Annotated in this window: 25 protein-coding genes and 1 pseudogene; 14 read left to right on the plus strand and 12 right to left on the minus strand. The window is 66.1% G+C overall.

What is annotated here, in order from left to right:
* Positions 1-299: transposase (locus tag ACZJYS_RS12775; protein ID WP_493178612.1), on the minus strand; the 299-nt coding region annotated here is incomplete at its 3' end.
* A gap of 463 nt (positions 300-762) precedes the next feature.
* On the opposite strand from ACZJYS_RS12775, the gene ACZJYS_RS12780 reads away from it, so the two are divergent.
* Together ACZJYS_RS12780 and ACZJYS_RS12785 are read left to right on the plus strand one after the other, a co-directional pair.
* On the plus strand, positions 763-2,682 hold the full coding sequence (locus tag ACZJYS_RS12780; RefSeq protein WP_493178614.1) for a site-specific DNA-methyltransferase: 1,920 nt from the start codon (positions 763-765) through the stop codon (positions 2,680-2,682).
* A complete protein-coding gene (locus ACZJYS_RS12785; protein ID WP_493178616.1) occupies positions 2,682-5,180 on the plus strand; it encodes a DEAD/DEAH box helicase in 2,499 nt (832 codons plus the stop codon). The genes ACZJYS_RS12780 and ACZJYS_RS12785 overlap by 1 nt, the downstream gene beginning before the upstream one ends.
* 387 nt (positions 5,181-5,567) lie before the next feature.
* Here the strand turns inward: ACZJYS_RS12785 and ACZJYS_RS12790 are convergent.
* Positions 5,568-6,181: pseudogene (locus tag ACZJYS_RS12790) on the minus strand (IS630 family transposase); the annotation flags it as partial.
* Positions 6,182-6,245: 64 nt separating this feature from the next.
* Here ACZJYS_RS12790 and ACZJYS_RS12795 point away from each other — a divergent pair.
* Positions 6,246-7,067: an IS5 family transposase gene (locus tag ACZJYS_RS12795; RefSeq protein ID WP_493178619.1), complete on the plus strand. Its 822-nt coding sequence runs from the start codon at positions 6,246-6,248 to the stop codon at positions 7,065-7,067.
* On the opposite strand, the gene ACZJYS_RS12800 is transcribed toward ACZJYS_RS12795, so the two are convergent.
* A complete protein-coding gene (locus ACZJYS_RS12800) occupies positions 6,983-7,501 on the minus strand; it encodes a helix-turn-helix domain-containing protein (protein WP_493178621.1) in 519 nt (172 codons plus the stop codon). The two genes, ACZJYS_RS12795 and ACZJYS_RS12800, sit on opposite strands and share 85 nt — an antisense overlap.
* Positions 7,502-7,792: 291 nt before the next feature.
* The gene (locus ACZJYS_RS12805) at positions 7,793-8,536 is read right to left on the minus strand and encodes a hypothetical protein (protein ID WP_493178624.1); all 744 of its coding nucleotides are present in this window, start codon (positions 8,534-8,536) and stop codon (positions 7,793-7,795) included.
* 385 nt (positions 8,537-8,921) lie between these two features.
* Here ACZJYS_RS12805 and ACZJYS_RS12810 point away from each other — a divergent pair, with 385 nt between their 5' ends.
* Positions 8,922-9,572, plus strand: a complete 651-nt coding sequence (locus ACZJYS_RS12810; protein WP_493178626.1) for an AAA family ATPase — start codon at positions 8,922-8,924, stop codon at positions 9,570-9,572.
* Positions 9,572-9,880: a ribbon-helix-helix domain-containing protein gene (locus ACZJYS_RS12815; RefSeq protein WP_493178628.1), complete on the plus strand. Its 309-nt coding sequence runs from the start codon at positions 9,572-9,574 to the stop codon at positions 9,878-9,880. The genes ACZJYS_RS12810 and ACZJYS_RS12815 overlap by 1 nt, the downstream gene beginning before the upstream one ends.
* A 53-nt stretch (positions 9,881-9,933) precedes the next feature.
* Here the strand turns inward: ACZJYS_RS12815 and ACZJYS_RS12820 are convergent, their stop codons facing one another.
* The 7 genes from ACZJYS_RS12820 to ACZJYS_RS12850 form a co-directional block, all read right to left on the minus strand.
* Positions 9,934-10,584 (minus strand): hypothetical protein, encoded by a 651-nt coding sequence (locus tag ACZJYS_RS12820; protein WP_493178630.1) that lies wholly within the window; start codon positions 10,582-10,584, stop codon positions 9,934-9,936.
* 350 nt (positions 10,585-10,934) lie between these two features.
* On the minus strand, positions 10,935-11,153 hold the full coding sequence (locus ACZJYS_RS12825) for a hypothetical protein (RefSeq protein ID WP_493178632.1): 219 nt from the start codon (positions 11,151-11,153) through the stop codon (positions 10,935-10,937).
* A complete protein-coding gene (locus ACZJYS_RS12830; protein WP_493178635.1) occupies positions 11,137-11,352 on the minus strand; it encodes a hypothetical protein in 216 nt (71 codons plus the stop codon). Before ACZJYS_RS12830 ends, ACZJYS_RS12825 begins: the two co-directional genes overlap by 17 nt.
* A 343-nt stretch (positions 11,353-11,695) precedes the next feature.
* Positions 11,696-11,872: a hypothetical protein gene (locus ACZJYS_RS12835; protein WP_493178639.1), complete on the minus strand. Its 177-nt coding sequence runs from the start codon at positions 11,870-11,872 to the stop codon at positions 11,696-11,698.
* Complete coding sequence (locus ACZJYS_RS12840) at positions 11,872-12,291, minus strand: MarR family transcriptional regulator (RefSeq protein ID WP_493178642.1); 420 nt, start codon at positions 12,289-12,291, stop codon at positions 11,872-11,874. The genes ACZJYS_RS12835 and ACZJYS_RS12840 overlap by 1 nt, the downstream gene beginning before the upstream one ends.
* Positions 12,291-12,563 carry a hypothetical protein gene (locus ACZJYS_RS12845; protein ID WP_493178645.1) on the minus strand — a complete coding sequence of 91 codons (273 nt, stop codon included), beginning with the start codon at positions 12,561-12,563 and terminating at the stop codon, positions 12,291-12,293. Before ACZJYS_RS12845 ends, ACZJYS_RS12840 begins: the two co-directional genes overlap by 1 nt.
* Before the next feature lie 114 nt (positions 12,564-12,677).
* Positions 12,678-13,094 carry a helix-turn-helix domain-containing protein gene (locus ACZJYS_RS12850; RefSeq protein WP_493178647.1) on the minus strand — a complete coding sequence of 139 codons (417 nt, stop codon included), beginning with the start codon at positions 13,092-13,094 and terminating at the stop codon, positions 12,678-12,680.
* Between the two features lie 8 nt (positions 13,095-13,102).
* Here ACZJYS_RS12850 and ACZJYS_RS12855 point away from each other — a divergent pair, with 8 nt between their 5' ends.
* The 9 genes from ACZJYS_RS12855 to ACZJYS_RS12895 all read left to right on the plus strand — a co-directional run bounded on the left by ACZJYS_RS12855 (position 13,103) and on the right by ACZJYS_RS12895 (position 19,436).
* On the plus strand, positions 13,103-13,390 hold the full coding sequence (locus ACZJYS_RS12855; RefSeq protein ID WP_493178671.1) for a transcriptional regulator: 288 nt from the start codon (positions 13,103-13,105) through the stop codon (positions 13,388-13,390).
* A gap of 446 nt (positions 13,391-13,836) precedes the next feature.
* Positions 13,837-14,316 carry a phage regulatory CII family protein gene (locus ACZJYS_RS12860; protein WP_493178650.1) on the plus strand — a complete coding sequence of 160 codons (480 nt, stop codon included), beginning with the start codon at positions 13,837-13,839 and terminating at the stop codon, positions 14,314-14,316.
* A 389-nt stretch (positions 14,317-14,705) separates the two neighbouring features.
* Positions 14,706-15,776: a hypothetical protein gene (locus ACZJYS_RS12865; RefSeq protein WP_493178652.1), complete on the plus strand. Its 1,071-nt coding sequence runs from the start codon at positions 14,706-14,708 to the stop codon at positions 15,774-15,776.
* Between the two features lie 140 nt (positions 15,777-15,916).
* On the plus strand, positions 15,917-16,684 hold the full coding sequence (locus ACZJYS_RS12870; RefSeq protein WP_493178655.1) for a hypothetical protein: 768 nt from the start codon (positions 15,917-15,919) through the stop codon (positions 16,682-16,684).
* Positions 16,684-17,478, plus strand: coding sequence for a hypothetical protein (locus ACZJYS_RS12875; RefSeq protein WP_493178659.1), 795 nt, complete (start codon positions 16,684-16,686; stop codon positions 17,476-17,478). The genes ACZJYS_RS12870 and ACZJYS_RS12875 overlap by 1 nt, the downstream gene beginning before the upstream one ends.
* Before the next feature lie 323 nt (positions 17,479-17,801).
* Complete coding sequence (locus tag ACZJYS_RS12880; RefSeq protein ID WP_493178661.1) at positions 17,802-17,990, plus strand: hypothetical protein; 189 nt, start codon at positions 17,802-17,804, stop codon at positions 17,988-17,990.
* On the plus strand, positions 17,987-18,820 hold the full coding sequence (locus tag ACZJYS_RS12885) for a hypothetical protein (RefSeq protein WP_493178663.1): 834 nt from the start codon (positions 17,987-17,989) through the stop codon (positions 18,818-18,820). Before ACZJYS_RS12880 ends, ACZJYS_RS12885 begins: the two co-directional genes overlap by 4 nt.
* A 77-nt stretch (positions 18,821-18,897) precedes the next feature.
* On the plus strand, positions 18,898-19,116 hold the full coding sequence (locus ACZJYS_RS12890; RefSeq protein WP_493178665.1) for an antitoxin MazE family protein: 219 nt from the start codon (positions 18,898-18,900) through the stop codon (positions 19,114-19,116).
* Positions 19,113-19,436 (plus strand): type II toxin-antitoxin system PemK/MazF family toxin, encoded by a 324-nt coding sequence (locus tag ACZJYS_RS12895; protein WP_493178667.1) that lies wholly within the window; start codon positions 19,113-19,115, stop codon positions 19,434-19,436. Before ACZJYS_RS12890 ends, ACZJYS_RS12895 begins: the two co-directional genes overlap by 4 nt.
* A gap of 65 nt (positions 19,437-19,501) precedes the next feature.
* Here the strand turns inward: ACZJYS_RS12895 and ACZJYS_RS12900 are convergent.
* On the minus strand, positions 19,502-20,015 hold a 514-nt coding region (locus ACZJYS_RS12900; RefSeq protein ID WP_493178669.1), incomplete at its 5' end, for an IS5 family transposase.

The raw sequence follows: 20,015 nt of genomic DNA on the forward strand, positions 1-20,015 counted from the left end.
AGCAGGACCAGGCGATGAGCCAGCGCCTCAAACAGCCCTTTGTCGCGCCAGAGCAGGAACCAGCCATAGACGGTTTGTCTGGGCGGGAACCGCTTCGGCAGCATGCGCCAGGGGCAACCGCTGCGCAGGACAAAGAAGATCGCCTCCAGCACCAGCCGAGGGGGCCAGCTCCGATGCCGTCCCGTCCGCCGGGCCTGCGGCATCATCGGTTCCAGCACCGCCCATTCCGCATCGGTCAGGTCGCTGGCGATGCGCAGCCCGGCCCGACTATGCTGCGCCCGGCTGGTCAGGGTCCACATCAGGCACTCCAACTTGGTCTCGACAACCCGTTGGAATCACGCATTCCTTGGCCAGCCAACCCTCATTCCGCTCCCGTTTCCAGCCAGCCTCTAACGCGGTTCACTAGCACTACCTGATCATTTTCATTAAGGAGACAATCGTGTGCGATGTTGTCTTGTGGAGGCAACGTCCATGACGAACATCCCTGGAAGTGGGGCAGAACTGAATCGTTGGCTGTCGCCATTTCTCGAAGTTATGCTCTAGTTGACCATCGGCCGGACAATCGCCACTAGGGCCCGGGCCAGATCAGGGGTCAGGACCAGGAGGAGATCGTGGCCAAACTGACGCTGACCAGTCAATGGGGGCTGGTCAGTGGCGGCCTCCGGCCTGTCCCACGCATAGTCCCCAGCCGATCCAGTCCCCGGTGTGGAATCGAAGGTCGCCCCTCAACAAACAGCACCTTCGCCTCTATGCTCCGCCACCATGACGACATCCCGCTATAGTGATATCCCGCGCGAAGAACTGGTCCGACTATTGGAGCGCCGTGACGCGCGCCGCTCCTTGGGCTTGGTTTGGGAGCGCGAACGTATTGAGCGCAACAATACTGAGAATGATGATTTCATAGCTTTTGATTTGGACGCAACGCTTTCCACTACACCCAATCTGGATGGCGGCTGGCAGAACTTAATCATTGAGGGCGACAACTGGGACGCACTCCGCACCTTGCGCCTGACCCATGCTGGTCGGGTGAAGTGCATCCTCATCGATCCACCTTACAATACGGGCAACAAGGATTTTGCCTACAATGACAGCTTTGTGGGAAAGAAGGATCGCTACCGGCAAAGCGTCTGGCTCGAGTTCCTCTATCGCCGTCTGCTGCTGGCGCGCGATCTGCTGACCGAGGACGGCGTGATCCTGGTCTGTATCAACGACGAGAACCGGGCGCATCTCGACCTGCTGATGCAGCAGGTGTTTCCGGGAATGCGCCTGGGCAGCTTCGTCTGGCGCACGAAGGACACAAACAACAGCGACAAGAAGCGGAATTGGTCTGGCGTGCACGAGCATGTGCTGATCTTCGCCAATCCGGGCTTCGGCTTCATCGGGCCGGATGCGGGGCCAGGGAAATTCAAGGTCCGCCCTGGGTTGGGCGATGAGCCGGTTCGCCTGGATCCGATCACGAAGGGTGGGACCTTCATTTCGCGCCCACACACCTACTATCCGATCCAGAATCCGGAGACCGGCCTGTGGTATCCGTGCGCACCGAATCAGGTCTGGCGCTTCTGGAGTGAGGTTGAAATCCAGCGCCAGAAGGACGAGGCGAAAGTCAGCCCGATTGATCCCGTCACGGGGAAGGCGCGTCGGTTGGCCAAGCCTGGCAGCGGTCCTTCAATCGAGAGCTACCTTCGCGCAGGGGACATCTTCTTCCCGGCCGAAACAGCCGCCCCCTTCTTCTACGCCACGCGTGCCGAACTCGATGCGGCCATTGCCCGCGGCGACGTGCCTCGCGACGGCAAGGGCAGGCCGCTGCTGCGGCAAGGGTTGCCGCGGCTCGACTTCTGGGTCGGCAAGCAGATCGCCCACGGGCGGCTCAGCCGGATCGTGCGCATGACCAAGGAGGATGAGACCAAGCGCAAACCAGTCGGCAGCTGGATCGGCGGCCTGAACGAGGATGCTGTAGACGACGAGACCGAGATGCTCCGCTCGGATCGGCAGGGTGTCGGCACCGCCGAGATCGAGCATCTATTCGGCGAGCAGATTTTTAGCTTCCCGAAGCCGCTCTCGCTCATCCGTTCACTGGTGCAGGTCACGACCCGAGAAGGCGACCTGGTCCTGGATTTCTTCGCCGGCAGCGGCACCACCGGACAGGCGGTGCTGTCCCTGAATGACGACGATGAGGGTGATCGGCGCTTCATCTTGGTGTCGAACACCGAGGCGACGACGGAGGAGCCTGAGAAGAACCTGTGTCGGGATGTCTGCGCAGAGCGCATCCGCAAGGTGATCACGGGCCATGGCGACGCCGAGCCTTTGCCCGGCGACTTTGCCTATCTGCGCACGCGACGCCTCGATTGGGATGACGCCCCGTATGATTTGGTGCCGGAGCAGGTCTGGGTGCTGCTGCAGCTTCGACACCAACGATCGCTGCGACCCTTCGACCCGACGCGGGCGGTGCAGTCGAGCCCACCGCCCAGCGATGATCCCGATGCCGGCCACCTTGCTTTCATCCCTGACTGGTCTGAGGCGGCAGAGGCCGCTCTGCGGGAGTTGTTGGCGACCGGCCCCGTGCAGGCCTTCAGCCCGGCTCCAGGTGCCATACGGGCTGCGCTCGACCTTCCGCACCTTGCTGTCGAGGCAGCACCTGGGCGGTTGATGGATGAGTTCCCACGTGTGATTGCAGGGCTGTGATGACGCGCAAGCCAGGCCGAACTGCCCCCATTGTTCTGCGCGACTTCCAGGAGGATTGCGTTGCCGCGCTGGCACGCGGCGCGGTCAACACGATCGAGAAGATCCGGCAGGCGCCCGCCAACCGCGGGCGCATCACACGCGAGCAGGGCTATTCGCTGCTGGAAGCGCCCACCGGCTCCGGCAAAACGGTCATGCTGGCGAATGCCGCCGAGCGCATCAGCCGCGATGCGCCAGTGGTCTGGTTCTGGTTTGCGCCGTTCGCAGGCGTGATCACGCAAACCGCCAACATGTTGAATCGCGCGGCGTCCGGCCTTCGCGTCCGCATGCCTGCCCAGGATCGTGCCCTGGAAGGCACCAAACCGGGTGACGTCTTCGTCGCAACCTGGGCCAGCGTTGCCGCACGTAAGGCTGAGACGCGGCGCATACGGGAGGATGACGACAAGGCAATCGGCCTCGGCACGCTGCTGCAAGGGCTGCGAGACGCTGGCTTTGCGATCGGCGTGGTGGTGGATGAAGCACACCATTCCTTCCGCCCGGGCAGTGAGGCGTTTCGCTTCTTCACCGACATGCTGCGACCGGATCTCGTCATGATGGCGACGGCCACACCGGATGATGGAGACATCGAAATCCTCCGACGCGCCTTGGATGTAGCGCGATTCCAGCACGTCTCCGTCTCGCGCGCCAGCGTTGTGGCGGCGCGCCTGAACAAGCGTGCGGTGCAGGCTGTAAGCTTCTCGGCAGAGGGTGTCGGCGCGACGCTGGTAGACATGAATGAGGTGGCGCTGCGCGCCGCCGTGGTGAAGCATCGTGAACTGCGTACAACTCTGACGAAGCAGGGCCTGAAGGTGTCACCCCTCCTGCTGATTCAGGCTGGCTCCGAAGGGTGGACCCCCTCACGGGTGAAGGAGCTGTTGACGAAAAATCTGGGCTTTGCTGCGGATGCCATCGGCGTTCATACCGCCGACGAGCCTGATCCTGATGTCTATGCCCTAGCGCACGACCCTGCTGTCGAAGTGCTAGTCTTCAAGATGGCAGTGGCAACAGGCTTCGATACGCCGCGCGCCTTCGTCCTGTGTGCGCTGCGCGCCGTGAGGGACCCGGCTTTCGGGCTGCAGGTGGTCGGTCGCATTATGCGGGTGCATCCTGCCCTACAGGCGCTTACCGAACTGCCGGCTCACCTCGATACTGGCTGGGTGTTCCTTGGTGACGTCGAGGGGCAAGCTGGCTTGATTGGTGCGGCTGCCCGGATCAAGGCAATCAAGGGCCGCATCTCCATCATGACGGAAGCCGTTTATGTCGCAAGCGTGCGCGCGACGGAAACCGGCAATTTGGTCGTCGTCGATTATCACGGACAGCACGAATTCGTATTGGACCCGGACCTCGCACCGGCCGGAACAAATGGCGCGGCGCAGCCACGCGCGGAGCGCGCGGTCGAGACGCTGAATGCGTCAAGCACATTATTTGCCGACCTGTATGAAAGCCCAGTGCCGCTGGCGAACGACAAGCCGGCAGGAACGGAGGGCGGCGCTAGTCGGCAGCGCGGTGGACGAGCCGTCCCCATGATGCATCGATATGAGCGAAGGCAAGGCCTGGTAGTCCCCGAGCGGCTGCGCACGGAGAAGATGCCGCGCGACACCCAGCCGCTATTGCGGGAGTTGGTGCGCGCCGTGCGATTCACGCCTGAGCAGCTCTTGGCTGCACGGGCCGTCACCATGCCAATCGAACGGCGTGAGACTGAAATCTTCCAAGGGAATATTCAGCGCCGTACCGAAGAACAGGGTGTTATCTCTGAACTCTTTGCGCGCCAGTCGGCCCATAGGGTCTTGAGCGTGTGTGACAGCATTGCCCCAGCCGACCTTGGTCGCGCGCTGACACAGAAGCTGGCTGGTGATCTGGCCCGCTTTGGACTCGAACCGTTGGACGAGCGAGCCCTGCGGAAAGGCTTGCATGTGGTGCTGGGTCGTTGGCCGGAAATCACACGCGAGGCACTGCGCAAGGCTATGGCTGCGTGCACCGAGGTAGTGGATGCAGCACCATTGCCGGAGGTCTGGACAAGCCAAGAGCCGCTCGTCGAGTCTCCGCTCAACCTCTATGGCGTCATCCCGCAGGGGCTGAATACCTACGAGGCCGCCTTTGCTAAATGGCTAGATCGTCAAGCTGATCTGATCCACTGGTGGACGCGGAATCCGTCACGGCCGAACGCACTGGACGATTGGTCGGTGCGCATCGTACTCCCGGAGACGGGCCGCGGCTTCTACCCTGACTTCGTGGTGTCGGTGGATGGCCGGAAGGCCGGCCTCCTGCTCGCTGAAACGAAGGAGCGGGTGGACAGCACCGATACTCAGTTAAAAACGCGAACCGAGCACCGGGAGTATGGCCGGGCCTTGATGATTGCCTATGACATGCAGCGAGCTCAGTTCTATCGGTATGAGTACGTGTTTGATCAGCAGCGAAATCGAGAGGTCGGCCTACTTCGCCCTGACGATCTCCGAGATTGAGAGGCTATCTGAAACGGGATCGGGATGAGGGTTGGCTTGCCGAAGGGTGCGTGGTTCCAACAGGTTTTTGAGAATCGAATTGTAGTGCTTGATGTGGACCCTGATCAGTTGGGCTAGACATCGCCGTTGCGGCAGTTCTGCAACTCTGACGCACCTGGAATGGACAGCGCTGAGGCCTATAATGCCGCTGTCCAAGCGGACAGGGCGGCACCGGACCCAGCCGCCTCGGTTGGGGCTAGAGGCGACCTTTTTTCTTCTGCGCAACGGTGCCCCTGCCGCATGCTGCCGGAGCGCTTCCCCTCGCGGAAAACTGTATATGGCTGGTTCCTGCTCTGGCGCGACCGCAGCCCGTTTGAAGCGCCGAGTTATACCAACTCCCGTTGATAAGAACTCACGCGCCCAATCGCGCAGTCCGATGGACATGATGCGCCAGGGCTGATCGATGAGGCGGTTCCAGTGGTGGCAGCAGTGCGCGACGATGTCGTCGTAGCCCTTAAACACGCGGTTGGAGAGCCAGTTGTCACGCATGAACAGCCAGACGTTCCCCATCACGTTCAGCTCCGGGCACTTCGGCGGCAGCGGCAGCAACGTGATGTTGTCGGGCACCGCGACTTCGCCAGAGAAGTGCCATCCGGCCTGATCGAGCAGCAGCACGGCGTGCTTGCCGGGGCCGACCATGGTGCTGATCTCGGCCAGATGCAGGGTCATCGCCGCGGTGTTGCACAAGGGCAGGACCAGGGCTGCTCCCTTGCCTTCGCGCGGGCAGACCGCGCCAAAGATGTAGGTCGAGGCATAGCGCTGGTCCTGCGGCGCCACTGGGCGAGTGCCGCGCCGCGCCCAGCGGCGGGTGATGCTGTTCTTTTGGCCGACCCGGGCTTCGTCGGCGAACCAGATCTCTACCTTGTCGAGGCCGAGTTTTTGCTCGCGCGCGATGCCGGCCAGCGTGGCGGGGAAGTTTTTTTAAACGCCTCGATGGCGCCCTCGGCCTGGGCATGGTGCTTACTGCCTGTTTGAGAATGCTGGTGGTGAGGTGTTTGGGCGTCCCTGCGTGGCCAGATGGGCTGGATGTGGACCGAGGAACACCGTGCCCGGCAGGCAGCGTTTGAGCGGCGGCGCTACCCGACAGATCTGACTGACGAGGAATGGCAGGTCATTCGTCCTCTGCTGCCGCCCAGCAGCGCCCGCGGCAGGCGGGTTGGCGTCGACCTGCGCGAGGTGCTGAACGCGATCCGCTACCTGGCGCGGGCAGGATGCGGATGGCGCATGCTGCCGGTCCATTTCGGGCCATGGCAGACGATCTACTGGTGGTTTCGACGGCTCGTGCGGCGGTTCCTGTTCGTCACCCTGCACAACGTGGCCCTGATGCTCGATCGCGAGCGAGCCGGGCGGGAGGCCAGTCCTTCGGCCGGGGTCCTGGACAGCCAAACCGTGAAATCGCCTCAGGCGGCAGGCGGTGGGGGCTATGATGCCGCCAAACGCCTCAAGGGCCGCAAGCGCCACATCGCGGTGGACACCGATGGTCGCCTGCTGATGGTCAACCTGACAGCGGCCGACGTGCAGGACGCGGCCGGGGCTGAGCAGATCGTCAAGGCGGTCCGCAAGCGCTGGCCCTGGCTGAAGCACCTCTTCGCCGACGGCGCCTATGACCGTGGCAAGCTGATGAGCGCCGCTGCCTACCGTGACTTCGTCATCGAGGTGGTGCGCAAGCTGGCAGGCCAGCAAGGCTTCCAGGTCCTGCCGCGCCGCTGGGTGGTGGAGAGGACCTTCGGCTGGATGACCCGTTGGCGCCGCCTGGTTCGCGACTACGAGCGCCGCTGCGACGTCTCCGAAGCCATGATCCACGTCGGCATGGGCGCGCTCCTCATCAGGCGCATCGCCCACCCATGACCATTCTCAAACGGGCACTTAGGCCGGGCCGAGAGCTTGCGATAGCCGATGGCGCGCACCTCCCGGCTCAGCGTCTGCATCGAGACCGAGACGCGGAACTCCCAGCGCACCACGCCGTGGACGGCGGGGATCGGCCCCTGGTCGATCTGCGCCGCCATCGCCTGGCGATGAGCATGGGTCAGCAGCGGCGTGCGGCCCGCCGCGCGGCGGTCGATCAGCCCCGCCGGACCCTCGGCGTTGAAACGCACCGCCCAATCCCTGACGATCTGCAGCGTGACATGGCCAAGCCGCGCCGCCTCCGAGCGCGTGCCGCCGTCGTAGATCGCGGCCAGCGCCAGCAGGCGACGGGCCTGGGCGGCGTGCTTGCTGCGCCGGGCCAGACGCCGCAGTTCGGCCGCTCTGAAATCGGGTCGCAAGGCGATGGCGCGTGCCATGGTGAGCCTCCGAGGGCCACCGACTTGAATCACGCCGCCCCGTGTCGGGGAAGCCCCCCGCGTGAGTCACAAACATCGGGAGTTGGTATAATGGCGAAGCTCGCTCTTGGCTGAGGCTCATCAGGCTGCGGGTGGATGGTCTACTGGCCCAGGAACCGATCAAGCGCCTTACGCGCGTTGCGCGGAGTAGCTTTCCAGTATCCAATTTCGTGGCCTTGTTTATAGGTCCTCCAAAACCCGATAACCTTTTATTATCGCGCATGCCTTTGGGCTTCCGCGATCCCGCCGCAATCAGCACAGCCTCATTGCCGCTTTGCCCTCTGACCAAGTGGCTGTGGCCATCAGGCTGGAGAGCTGCTCCCCTGCCCTGCCTCTTTGAATCTGAGAGGCGTTTAATGAGCGAACGGCATTTCGCACCCCCCGACGCGCCAGGGCACTGAGGGCCTGCACCCGCCGCATCCACGCCTCGCGCCAGCCGGTACTGGGCGTGGGCGCGCGGCGCTCGTTCTGACGGGCCTGCACCGCCTCCGGCGACGGGAGCACCGCCTCCAGCAGCTCCAGCACCACCAGGCCGCGCTGGGCATCGTAGCGGTGCTCCAGGTACCCGGCGGCGCGCAGCTGGTGGTAGGCGTACTGCACCGCGCGGCGTGTATAGCCGAGCTGGGTCGCCAGCGAGGCGGTCAGGGTGACCAGGCGCCCCGCTTGGTCGGCCAGCGAGCGCACCAGCAACAGCACCGAGAGCGCGCAGCCGCGCAGGTGGGTGACCGGGTCCAGGCTGATGTGCGGCACGTAGCGGCCCGTCGAGCGCGGCTCACGCGGGGTACTGCGCGGCCGCGGCGCCTGCGGCTCCCGGCGGGCATCCCAGCGGGCATGCAGCGCATACAGCGCCGGCAGGGTGTCAGCGATGTCCAGACCGCCGGCGAGGTACTCCTCGGCCAGGCGCTTCTGGTGCAGCTCGCGCGGTGTCCCGGCCACGAGCGCGCCCACGCGGGCCAGCAGCTCAGCCGAGGGGCTCGCGCTCCGTTCGGATAGCATCCTCTTTCATCCTGTCGGTTAGCCGACAACAGGCCGAGTTAAGCCGTTCGCAAGTTGGCCCTTGCGTGGTGAGGCTCGGCAGGGCAGGATGCGTTCAGAACCTAGTTTTGGTCCTGCCCTTGGCAGACTGTCGGAAAAGCTCTCTCGGTTGGCCCCGAGAGGGCTTTTTTCGTTTCAAGGGGTTGGCGTTCCAGCTTGCTCCGTGAATTGAACGCGCAGGGTATGCGGGCCTTCAACTAGGCGCAACTACGGATCAGCTTCTCCTCCTTCAGCCCTCCTGGCGTTCTCCATGCATTCATGTCTACATGTTATATTGATTGCATGAATCCATGTCACCATGCATTTTAGCCGGCATGGCAAGAAGAGTGCGTGGAGATATGGAGACATGAAAACACTAGCCGTGGCAGTGCAGAAGGGTGGTGCTGGGAAATCCACGCTGGCCGTCCACCTAGCCGTTGAGGCTGCCCACCGGGGCCTGAAGGTCATCCTGCTGGATCTCGATCCGCAGGGCACGCTGATCAACTGGGGCGAGCGCCGTGGCAACCGCCAGCCCGACATCGACGTGGAGGCGGTGCACAGCGCCAATCTGTCGGCCGTCCTGAAGCGATCTGAGGCGGAGGGCTATGACCTGGTGGTGATGGATACGGCGCCAACCGCCGACCGTACCACCCTCACCGTGGTCAAGGCGGCCGATCTGGTGCTGATGCCCCTGCAGCCGGCCCAGTTCGACCTGGATGCCATTGAGGCCTCCATCGACATGGTGAACACCTGCCGTGTGCCCTATGTCGTCTGCATCAACAGCGCTCCGGCTCGGGACAACAGCGCCGTGGTGGCAGATGCCGTGGCCGTGCTCGCCGAGTTCCAGGCCGAGTTGGCCCCTACGGTCAGCAGCCGAGTTGACTTCCGGCACTGCCTTCCGAGAGGGTTGACTGCCGGCGAGTACAAGCCAGGAAGCAAGGCCGCTGCTGAGATTGCGGCCCTTTATGACGACATGGTAACACGTCTCCATGTCTCCACTGCGAAGGATGCTGCCTGATGGCTGTGCGACCATCTCTTGCCCCGCCTGTTCGCAAGGCCGCGCTGCTCCCTAATCCGGCGGAGACGCCGGCGCGGAGCGGCCAGCAGACGCCCTCTCCCGCGCCGGAGCAACCACGGCCGCGCGCTGCCTCCAAGACTCCTCCCAGCCGCGATGGGCGGCGGCCACTCAACGTGTGGGTGGATGCGGATACCAAGAGGCGCTTTGACCTGCTGGTGGCCGACGAGGGTACGTCAGGACAGGCGCTGTTGCTGGAGGCGCTGAACATGCTGTTTCAGTCGCGGAAGCTAGGGCGCATCGCGTCTTAGGAGCGCGACTTCATGTCTCCATGGTTACATGCATACATGGAGATATTGCTTATCTACTGTTTCCTGACGGGCGTGCGAAGGTACTTAAGAAGTTTCTTTCGAAGCGATTCGAAGCTCTCCATACTCACGGTACCCTGTAGAAGCTTTAATCCATCCTCATCCCATTTAAATTCCGGATGATATTGAGGGTGCCGGGCATAGAAAATTTTCAGTATTTCTTCTTTGTTATCGAAATTTTCTTCAATTGATTTCATATGCATTCTATTTTCATTATGGATTTTACTGTAAATATATTTTATATTTATTGATTCCTTCAGAAGGTTATCACTTTCATATATACTGAGAATGCTGATGCCTTCATTTAATTTTTTGCAAAGTTCTTCTGCATTATTCATGCTATCTATGCATATCTGTTTAGATTTATTGTAATAATTTACAATTTCTATTGTGGACATATTCCTTCTGGGATCTGGATAAATTAAGTACCTATCTATTATTCGGATTGCTATTATTGCTTCATTGAGTGTCAACAGGCACTGCTCGGCCACCTCCATTGATCGCCTGCCGGCGGCCTCATGCTTCCAATTCTCGACGCTTTTGAGCGCGCCCCTGACAGCAATTTTCGCCGCTACGATAGTGCCAACTATCGTTGCTCCGCCCTGGATCAGGGCGGACAGCACAGCAGAAGAGACTTCGTCAGCCATTCTGAATCCGGAGAAGAAAGGTTTGATAGTGAAGCAGATGACAGCAGCGCTGTGCCGACACTCTGACCTTATGCGAGCCTCCTAACAGGGACCAGCACCTCGGCAAGCACGTTCGATGGGTCAGTCATGCCGCTTCCTGCACGGAATCGATATTCCCCCGCACCGTCCGGAACGTCAGAGCTACACTTCGGGATTGATCAGCCACCTGCGCTCACCGTGCAGGTCCTCCCAGAGGTTCACGAAGCCGCTCTGATGAGTCGGCGCTTCACGCTACCGGCTCATGTCTAGCTCGGCTCCTTCAGCCTGAGCGTCTTCCTCAATGATGTCGTGCAGGCGCTGGATGCGCGGCATCATGGCTGGCGCTCAGATATCAGGGGGCGCAGGCCCTTCAGCTTCGCCAGTTGCAGCGCCTCGTCGCGCACCAGCATGTCGAGCGCGTCCTCGGCCAGGAGCTGGCTGCCGGCCAGCCTGCCCCTCGCCCAGATCAGCACCGCCAGGCGCTGCTCGGCCTGGTCGATGGCGCGCTGCCGGCGCGGCGGCACTAGGCCCGCCTTACCGGCGCCGGTCATCCAGCGCCTCCTGCTGCTGGAGCTGCTGGCGGATCCAAGCCGCGACGCGCCGCTCGGCAGGGATCTCGGCTGCCGCGGCGGTATCCTGACGGAAGCCGCCCAGGCGGCTCTCGCGGTAATCGGCCAGCGCCTCGGTGCGCTCGGCGTGCCGGCGCACCTCCTGCAGGATCGGCGGAGGGGGAGGGGGCGCATCGGTCACCGGCGCCTCCGCAGCTCGGCCAGCGCGACGTAGCGGCTGCACAGGCCCAGCGCCTTCATCACCGCCGGCGGCACGCCTGGCTTGTGCCCGCCGGTGACGTCCGTCACCTGCGAGGTGGTGAGGGGGCAACCCGCCGCCGTACGCTGTTTGGCGTACGCTGTTTGGCGTACGCGGTCGGCCCGCCGGCCTCAGCCACCAGCCGGCGCAGCAGGTTGCGCACGTCGAACACGTCGAGCAGCGCAGGGCCGGCAGGGCCAGCCTCCACCCAGGCCCAGGTCTGCGAGAGAGCGCCGATGCCCGGCAGCGTGTCGCCAGCAGGCAGCAGGCGGCCTGGTGCAGAGAGTTACAGCGCGGTCACCGCCGCACTCGCCACAGGCGTGTCGGCGCGCACCAGGTGCCAGCCTACGCCGTGGCAGAAGGAGAGCAGGTCGCCGGCGCGCAGCTGCGCCAACAGCAGCGCGGTGTCGTCGAGCAGGGCAGGGGCGGCGCGCGCCGCATGCTCGAGCCGAAGCGCACCCATCAGGCGCTCTCCAGCGGCGCCGCGAGCGACACCGCCAGATCGTTCAGCGCGGTGCGCCCGGGCCGGCTGAGGGCGACCACCACGCTGCGCCGGTCGCGCGTATCAGGCTGGCGCACTACCAGCTGCGCGGCGGTGAGGGAATCGATCGCACGGGTGATGGCGGGCTTCGACAGGCGTAGCGCCGCCGCCAGGCCGCGCACCGTGTGTGGCCCCTCGGCGGTGCCGAGGTGCAGCAGCACCGCCAGTTGGCGCTGCGTCAGTTCGGCCGGAAGCGGCGAGGCAGCGCCGACCAGCGCCGCCAGGGTGCGGGCGAGGGTACCGAGTGAGAGCCCGTGCCAAGGCACCTGCTGCACACGGGTGTCCGGGCGGGGCGCCGTGATGGCGGGCGCGGCGAAGTCGAGCAGGCTGAGGGCACCCATCAGGCGGCCTCGCCCATCAGGAAGAGCAGGTCCTCGAGGTGGTGCGCGTGCCCGTGGTGGGTCGCCACCAGTTCGTGGAACAAGCCGGCCTCGCGGGTCAGCGCGCCGGCGCGCGCCTCGGCGGCTTCGGCCTGGACGCGGATGTAGGTGAGCGCAGCGCGCAGGGTCGGCGCGGCAGGGCGTATCAGGTTGATGAGCAGAGTGGCGGGGGGTGGCGCCTGGGCGGCAGCAGGTGCGTCGGTGCTCCCAGGCAGGAGCGGAAGGGTGGTCACGGGGTTTCTCCTCACTCAAGCGTGAGAAAAATAGTGGGTAAATCCCACACCACGTCAATGAATAATGTGGGTTTTTCCCACACAACATTCATGCTTGGCTGCTCGTCCTTTTTGTCACGTCGAAGGATCGGAACGGGTGGACCGAAGCAAGGTCAGGTAGGCATCTCGCTGCTTAGAATCTAACCCACGCCAAAGCCTCAACAGCTCCCGCTCGTCATCACGAGACACCGCCTCGAAGCCTACATCGTTGTTCCCTGTGCGCAGAAACGAATCCACTGGCGTCTGGAAAAACACGGCAAGCGCCTCCAACAGTTGGCGGCCTGGCGCGTCCTCTCCACTCTCCACTTTGCTGAGATGCGAGCGGGACACGCCTAGCTCTGCAGCAAGCTGGACCTGGGTAAGGCCGCGAGCACGCCGCATAGTTCTCACAATGTTCTTGCCTTGCATAGAGGAATCGTGGACCTTTGTTGAAAGGCCTGGGCGGGTTTCGCCCACATCTCTGATTGACCGAAAAGTGGGAAATGCCCACATTGTTGAATATGAGCCGTTCACCTCTTCCAGACTCTCCTGTCCAGGATGCGATTGCTGCTGTTGGAGGAGTGACCAAGCTCGCCAGGGCTCTTCGACTGCACCACTCGTCCATCATCGGCTGGGACAGGACGGGCCGCATTCCTGCTGAGCGTGTTCCGGATGTCGAGAAAGCCACAGGAATTCCGCGTCACATTCTCCGGTCCGACTTATGGCCTGCTCCAGCAGAGCATGAGGCGATAAGCAAAGCAGCGGCAGAAGCTGGCACCATGTCCAGCAAGAAGCCGGAGCTGGCGTGATGCGCCATTGGACCCTCTTCATTGGCCTGCTGGGAGCGGCGACCACACCAGCTGTAGCAAGCCTGCCCGCGGTAACCTCCTGGACGGCTCACGCGCGGCATCGCTTAGCCCTCCTTCCGCCCTGGCGGAGCGGTGAGCGGGCGGCGTGGCGGCGATCCACTTGGCTTACGCCATGGCCGCGCGATGGTAACCGCCAGCGCCGCCATGGCCACGGTTCAGGCCAGGGATAGGTCGCCCACCACCACCGCATTCGTTCCCAACCCTATACCCCCGCGCGCCTAAGCGTGCAGGCCCAACCACAATGAAGCGCCAGAAAGGCCTGACCAAGAGATGCCCCGCCCGACCTCATCACGGCCGACCTGCGTCTGCCACTGCAACCCTACCGGGCATCGTTGTCAGCCCACTCTCGCGCGTGGCTTGGGCGCTGCCAACCGAAGGCGGTCCTGATGCTGGACACGTCGATGGCCACTGAGGACCTAGCGCTCAAGCTGCGCTCCCGGCTGCTCATCGAGCGCGTGGGCGGGTTGGATGCAGCCGCGTCCTGCACTCGCGTCAGTCGGTCAGTGCTCAGCGGCTACCAAAGCCCACACATCAACCAATGGATGCCCGCCGACATTCTCCGGCGGCTGGAGCAGGTTGCCGAGGCGCCGCTTGTCACCGAGGAGCTGGCGCGGATGGCCGGCTACGTCCTAACACGCCCGGACAGCGCCGCGCGTGGCAGCGTGCCGCAGCTCTTGGCCAAGGTGGGCCAGGAATGCGCCGAGCTGCACGCCGCGTTTGCCGAAGGCATTGCCGATGGGGTGCTGTGTGAGGCAGATCGCGTCGCCATTGCCCGCGAAGCCTCGCATGTCCTGCGCAAGGTAAGCGACCTGCTGGCCGTGCTCGATGCGCGCCCGGGCTCGATCCCGCTCCAGGGGCCCACATGATCATCCCCTTCGCTGAGATCTCACCCAGGCACCCCCGCCTGAACGGTGAGCGGCAGCCCGCCGTCGATGGCCCACCGGGTGGGGTCGGCGGTGGGCGCCTGAAACGCGCCTTCGCCCCGCAGCCAATCCTGGCCGCGGGGCGGGGTCACCGCCGCGGATCCCGCCAGCACCCCACACGAAAAAGAGGCGCCCCGGATGCAAGCCGGCGCGCCTCGTTGTCTGGTCTTCTGGAGATAGCGCATGAGACCGCATCCACACCGTGAAAGCAAGTCCCCGCGGCCTCTCCTGAGGCTGTCTCGTGCAGCTGTGATCTTCCATTCCCTGTCGTGCAGCACAGCGCTTTCTCGCAGCATCGCCGCGCGCCCGGCGACAGCGTCGGAGGTCTGACCATGTCCCGCATCCGCAGCCTGCATCCGGGCTTCTACACCGACGAGGCCGTCATGCAGCTGACCCAGGAGGCGCCGCTCGCCATCCTGCTGCTGCAGGGCCTGTGGAACGAGGCCGACGACCGCGGCGTCTTCGAGGTCAAGCCGCTCACCCTCAAAGCCAAGATCCTCCCCGTCGTTGATGCCGACGTGCCGGCCTTCCTGGCGCTGCTCGAGCGGCTGAACTGCATCCGCCGCTTCACGGCCGAGGGCCGCGCCTATGGCGCCGTGCGCAATTTCTGCCGCTACCAGCGCCCCAAGAAGCCGCAGTACCGCCACCCCCTGCCCGAGCCGCTGCACGCCTATGTCGCCTTCGCCGGCAGCCCCGCGCCCGGCGCCGAGGCCCTGGCCGAGGAGGAGCCGCCGCCCTCCAGCGGGGTGGAGCGCGCGCCCACCCGTTCCACACCGCAGGAGGACCGCTTCCCCAGCGCTTCCCCACCGGTGGAGAACCGGTTCCCCATTGGTGGGGAAAAACCTCCGCAGAGGGAGGATGGAGGAGGGAGGAGGGAAGAGATTCCCGTTCCTTCGCTTTGCTCAGGAACGCCGCCGGCTGCGCCGGCCGCGCCAAGGCCAGTCGAGCGGGATGTGCGGGAGGAGGTCGACACTGAGGGGCTGGCGCTGCTGCGGCGGCTGACCGGCAAGCCGCTGCGGCCCGCCCGCGCCCTGCTGGGCAAGCTCGCCCAGACGGCGCGAGACGATGCCGCCCTGCTGCTGGCCGTGCTGCGCCAGGCGGCCGAGGAGCGTCCGCACGAGCCGGTGGCCTGGCTCTTCGGCGCCATCGAGGCCCGTCTCCGGCCGCCGCAGGACGCGCCAGCCGACGCAGCCCCCGTGCCGCCGTTGCGGCGCGACGGCGATGGCCTGCTGCCGCAGCAGCGCGAGCGGGTCGAGCGCTACCTGCGCTTCGTCCAGGCCGGCGCCGCGGCCGGGCACCAGGAGCGCCTGCGCATGGAGGGCTTCCTGCGCACCCACGACCTGCCGGCCTGGCAGGTGGCGCAACGCACCCTCGCCGGGCTGGGGCTGGCCGTCGCCGCATGACCCACCACGCCCCTGGCGCGCAGATCCCCGCCTGGCCGCACGCTGGAAGCGCCGTGATCGCATTTCCCGCTATCCGGGATCACGAGAGCGTGATATCGCTCGCCGTGGCGGAGGTCGGGGGTCCGACGCCAGAGGTTCGGTTGTCCTACTCGCCTGCCGCCCTGCCGCGTCCAGCGCCGCAGGGTTCCTCGCCCGCCGCAGCGGGCCGCGTCCGGCGCTCCAAGCGTTCCGAGGGCGCCTTTCCCGAGCGCCTCTGGGCGCGCCGGGTCTCCCGCATCTGGCGCCGCGTCCAGGCCGCCCTGCTGGCCGAGCCGCCGGTCCCGCCGCAGCCCGGCGCCATCCTGCCCACCGCGCATCGCCGGCCGCCCGCGCCGGAGCCTGCCGTGGCCGATCCCGGCCGCGCCGCCCGGCTGCATGCGCGCGCCGCGGTGCTGCTGGCGCTGGCCGACCGGCAGCGCCTCGAGGCCCTGCAGGCGAGCGACCTGCGCGCCGCCCAGGCCCGCCTCGCCGCGCGGGCCGGCATCCTGCAGGACGATGCCGGGGCGGAGGGCGAGGCACGACGCCGCGCCGAACTGGATCCGCTCCAGGCGCTGGCGCTGACCGCGCGCCAGGCGGAGGCCGCGGCCACGCTGCAAGCGCTGTGGCGCGACGCGCTGCCGGCGCTGTGCTGTCCGCAGGGCTGGCGCAGCGGCGGGCGCGGCGGGCGGCATCTGAGCGAGGCGGAGCTCGCGCAGGCCGGCGAGGCCTGGCGGCAGTACCAGGCCTGGATGGCGCTGCTGCACGCCGATTGCGGCGCAGAGGTCGCCGCGGCGCTGCTGGCGGTGGTGATCCAGGGCGAGCCGCACCCGGCCGCCGGCCGGCTGCCGGCGGCGCTTGAGTACCTCGCCGCGCATCTGGGGCTCGCCTGATGGGCCGCGCCCTGCCCCGCGCTTCCTCCACCCCGAGCTTCCGAGACGCGCCCGAGGGTGCGTCAGCGGGCGCGCGGCCCTTCCCCTCCGTCGAGGAGGCCTGGCTCTGGACCATGGCCGCGCTGATCGCGCGCCGGGACGGTGCCGCGCGGCCTCTCCGGGTGGCGGAGGCGGCCGCGCGCCCGGGCCGGCCAGAGGACGTGCTGCGCATCCTCGACCGGCTGTACCGCCAGCGGCGGGTGACGCTGGCGCATCTCGTGGTGCTGCGCCGCCAGGGCGAGCACCAGGCGGTGCCCACGCCGCGCCGCGCGGATGGCGAGGCGCGGCTGTGGCGCGAGGCCATGGCGGCACTGGCCGGGCCGCTGCGCCGCATCGGCCTGGTCGAGGACCGGCCGCCGGAGGCGCTGACGGTAGCATCGCCCACCGGCGGCACGCCCCTCTGCCTCGCCGCGGATGCGGCTTTGCAGCCTGAACACTTCGTCAAACGACCGTTTGGAAGTGTTCAGCGCCGCCGCGTGCCGGCGCCCTTCGTGGTGGTGCGCAGGACGGCCAGGAAGGGCCGCCAGGGCGCGCGGGGGCCATCCACCCCTGCACAGCCCCTCATGGCCGCTCAGCCGCCTGCGGGTGCCCTACAGGCGGGTGTAACAACGGCGGCAACGGACGTTTGCCGATGTCACACCCCTTCGTCCGAGGCTACGCCTGATGGCAGGCGCTGGGAGCCACTCCGCTGGCCGCTGGGCGGCCTGGAGGCGGCACAGCGCCACCACGCCCCAGCAGTGCCAGAACCGTCCTGAGCGCCACGCTGAGGGCCGGATCCGGCCGGACCGGACCCCTTCCCCCCCACCCCCCTGTTTGGGTCCTTCCTGGAGGGGGGGTGGGGCGCGGGCCGTTTCCCCCCGCGCATCCTCCCCAGCCAAGGGGGGCAAAATCCTGTCCGCACCTGTCCGCACTGTCCGCACCCCGCAGCCCAGGACCGCCAAGCCTTTGACGTCGCGACAGATTGCTTCCCCTGCGCTGCGGACACTGGCTGCGGACAGCGCGGACATGTCCGCACCCGGCTGTCCGCACTGTCCGCACCCGCCGCTGTCCGCAGCGCCAGCCATCCAGGAGCCTCCGCATGAGCCGCCCCCAAACCCCGCTCCGCCGCAGCGCGCGCGATGCCGCGCCGCAGAGCTTCGCGCATCTCTCCGGCGCGCCCGTGCCAGAGGCGAGCGCCGCGGTGCGCAGCGCCCGCATCCAATCCAGCTGGGATCGCGCCCTGGCGCGCGTCTCCGGCCGCACCCCCGCCCGAAAGGATCCCCGGTGAGCAACACCGCCCCCACAATGCTCTACCATGCCCTGCTGGCCGCGCACGCGGCCGGCGAGCCTGTCACCCCGGCCGCCATCCACGCCGCCATTGCGGAAGCCACGGCGACCCTTCCCGCTGCCCAGGAGGCGGCCAGCGCGCTCGAGGCGCGCCGCCGCGCCGTGCTGCTCAGCGCTGGCGAGGCCGAGCTCGAGGCGATGGAGCGCGAGCTCGCCGCGCAGCGGCGCCAGGCCGAGCAGCTGCAGGTGGCCCTGGAGACGCTGGTCGGCCTGCTGAGCGCGGCCGAGGCGCGCGAGGCGGAGGGCGAGGTGGCGGCGCTGGCCACGGCCTTTGCCGGCCGCCAGGCGGCGCTGGAGGCGCATTGGAAGAAGGCCTACCCCGGCGCGCTGGCCACGCTGCGCAAGCTGCTGGCGCTGGAGGCCGAGGCGGAGGCTGCCTTTGAGGCCTGGCGGCGCGGGCGCGCGGCGCTGGTCCGGCAGCGGCCGGAGGCGGAGGAGACGCTGCCCCAGGCGGAAGGTTTTCCGAGCCTGGTCACGGGCGGGACGCTGCTGCGGCGGATGGTGATGCTGCCCGACGCGACGGGACGGCTGCGCAGCGCGGAGGCGATCCGCCTGCCCTACGAGCCGCACGTCCACAACAACGGCGTGGCGCAGAGCACCAGGCTGGACGATATGGAGGCCGACGCGGCGCGGCGTCGGGAGCGGCAGAAGGCCGAGGAGGAGCACCAGGCCATGCTGCGGCGGAAGGCCGAGCACTTCGACCGGCCTCGCGACAACGAAGTGCGCCGGCAGCAGAACTGGGACCAGATGGTCGCCCGGCAGGAGACCTGACGCCACGGGCCACGCGGCGGCCTTGAACCCCACCAGGGGGCGGCATAAGTTACATGTAACTTACGCCGGAGGCTGCCATGCCTGTCCCTCTTCGCCAACGTGTCCAGAAGCGCCGGGATGCCCTGCGGGCCGCCGGGCTGCGGCCAGTGCAGATCTGGGTTCCAGACACCCGCCAGCCTGGCTTTGCGGAGGAGTGCCGCCGGCAATCGCGCATCGTCGCGGCAGCGGATGCGGCCGATTCCGAGCTCGACGGGTTCCTCGATGCAGCGCTGACCGATCTGGACGATGAAGGGTGAGACGAGGGGACCTGATGACGGTCGCCATCGCCGGTGACTTCGGCAAGCCACGCCCGGCGCTGGTGATCCAGGCAGATCAGTTCGATCAGACCGGCACGGTGACAGTGCTGCTGATGTCGGGAACGCTGGTGGACGCGCCGCTGATCCGGCCCACCGTGCAGCCGAGCCCAGCAAACGGCCTGCGCAAGCCCTCGCAGATCATGGTGGACAAGGCCATGAGCGTGAAGCGCGACAAGCTCGGCATGCCGTTCGGCCGGCTTGAAGACGACGTCCTGTTGTCAGTGACCCGCTCACTTGCCGTGTTCCTCGGCATCGCCTGACGGCAGGGTACGAACAGGCTTCCAGATAAACAGATTGCAGAAAACCTAAGAGGCTGGCTGGAAACTCATGCGGAACGACCGAGGCGCCTGACGAGGAGCATAACGGCGGCGGCGTAGAGGAAGGCCTCGGCGGAAGCGATCGTGCGTTCGAAATCCTTGGCCAGCCTGCGGTTGCGGTTCAACCAGGCGAAGGTCCTCTCCACCACCCAACGCCTCGGCTGTACGGCGAAGCCGATCTGGCTTTTGGGTTTGCGGATGATCTCGGGCGTGATGCAGGTCGCCTTGGCGACGCGCTCTCCTGCGTAGCCGCTGTCGGCGAAGACCCTCTCGATGAAGGGGAAGCGCTTGCGTGAAGCCTTCAAGGTCGGCACAGCACCGTCCCTGTCCTGGATGCCCGCGGAATGACTGCGCAGCACCAAAGGGCGTCCGGCGGTATCGACCATGATGTGCCGCTTGCGGCCCTTGATCTTCTTTCCCGCGTCATAGCCGCGCGGGCCTCCGGCCTCGGTGGTCCTGACGCTCTGGCTGTCGATCACCGCGGCACTGGGGCTGGCGTCTCGGCCTGACCTTTCCCGCTCC

It is taken from the genome of Roseomonas sp. TS2, assembly GCF_058833935.1.

Coding starts and splice junctions, on each gene's coding strand:
- ACZJYS_RS12780 (WP_493178614.1), top strand. CDS start 763: ATGACGACATCCCGCTATAGTGATATCCCGCGCGAAGAACTGGTCCGA.
- ACZJYS_RS12785 (WP_493178616.1), top strand. CDS start 2,682: ATGACGCGCAAGCCAGGCCGAACTGCCCCCATTGTTCTGCGCGACTTC.
- ACZJYS_RS12795 (WP_493178619.1), top strand. CDS start 6,246: ATGTGGACCGAGGAACACCGTGCCCGGCAGGCAGCGTTTGAGCGGCGG.
- ACZJYS_RS12800 (WP_493178621.1), bottom strand. CDS start 7,501: ATGGCACGCGCCATCGCCTTGCGACCCGATTTCAGAGCGGCCGAACTG.
- ACZJYS_RS12805 (WP_493178624.1), bottom strand. CDS start 8,536: ATGCTATCCGAACGGAGCGCGAGCCCCTCGGCTGAGCTGCTGGCCCGC.
- ACZJYS_RS12810 (WP_493178626.1), top strand. CDS start 8,922: ATGAAAACACTAGCCGTGGCAGTGCAGAAGGGTGGTGCTGGGAAATCC.
- ACZJYS_RS12815 (WP_493178628.1), top strand. CDS start 9,572: ATGGCTGTGCGACCATCTCTTGCCCCGCCTGTTCGCAAGGCCGCGCTG.
- ACZJYS_RS12820 (WP_493178630.1), bottom strand. CDS start 10,584: ATGGCTGACGAAGTCTCTTCTGCTGTGCTGTCCGCCCTGATCCAGGGC.
- ACZJYS_RS12825 (WP_493178632.1), bottom strand. CDS start 11,153: ATGACCGGCGCCGGTAAGGCGGGCCTAGTGCCGCCGCGCCGGCAGCGC.
- ACZJYS_RS12835 (WP_493178639.1), bottom strand. CDS start 11,872: ATGGGTGCGCTTCGGCTCGAGCATGCGGCGCGCGCCGCCCCTGCCCTG.
- ACZJYS_RS12840 (WP_493178642.1), bottom strand. CDS start 12,291: ATGGGTGCCCTCAGCCTGCTCGACTTCGCCGCGCCCGCCATCACGGCG.
- ACZJYS_RS12850 (WP_493178647.1), bottom strand. CDS start 13,094: ATGTGGGCATTTCCCACTTTTCGGTCAATCAGAGATGTGGGCGAAACC.
- ACZJYS_RS12855 (WP_493178671.1), top strand. CDS start 13,103: ATGAGCCGTTCACCTCTTCCAGACTCTCCTGTCCAGGATGCGATTGCT.
- ACZJYS_RS12860 (WP_493178650.1), top strand. CDS start 13,837: ATGCTGGACACGTCGATGGCCACTGAGGACCTAGCGCTCAAGCTGCGC.
- ACZJYS_RS12865 (WP_493178652.1), top strand. CDS start 14,706: ATGTCCCGCATCCGCAGCCTGCATCCGGGCTTCTACACCGACGAGGCC.
- ACZJYS_RS12875 (WP_493178659.1), top strand. CDS start 16,684: ATGGGCCGCGCCCTGCCCCGCGCTTCCTCCACCCCGAGCTTCCGAGAC.
- ACZJYS_RS12880 (WP_493178661.1), top strand. CDS start 17,802: ATGAGCCGCCCCCAAACCCCGCTCCGCCGCAGCGCGCGCGATGCCGCG.
- ACZJYS_RS12890 (WP_493178665.1), top strand. CDS start 18,898: ATGCCTGTCCCTCTTCGCCAACGTGTCCAGAAGCGCCGGGATGCCCTG.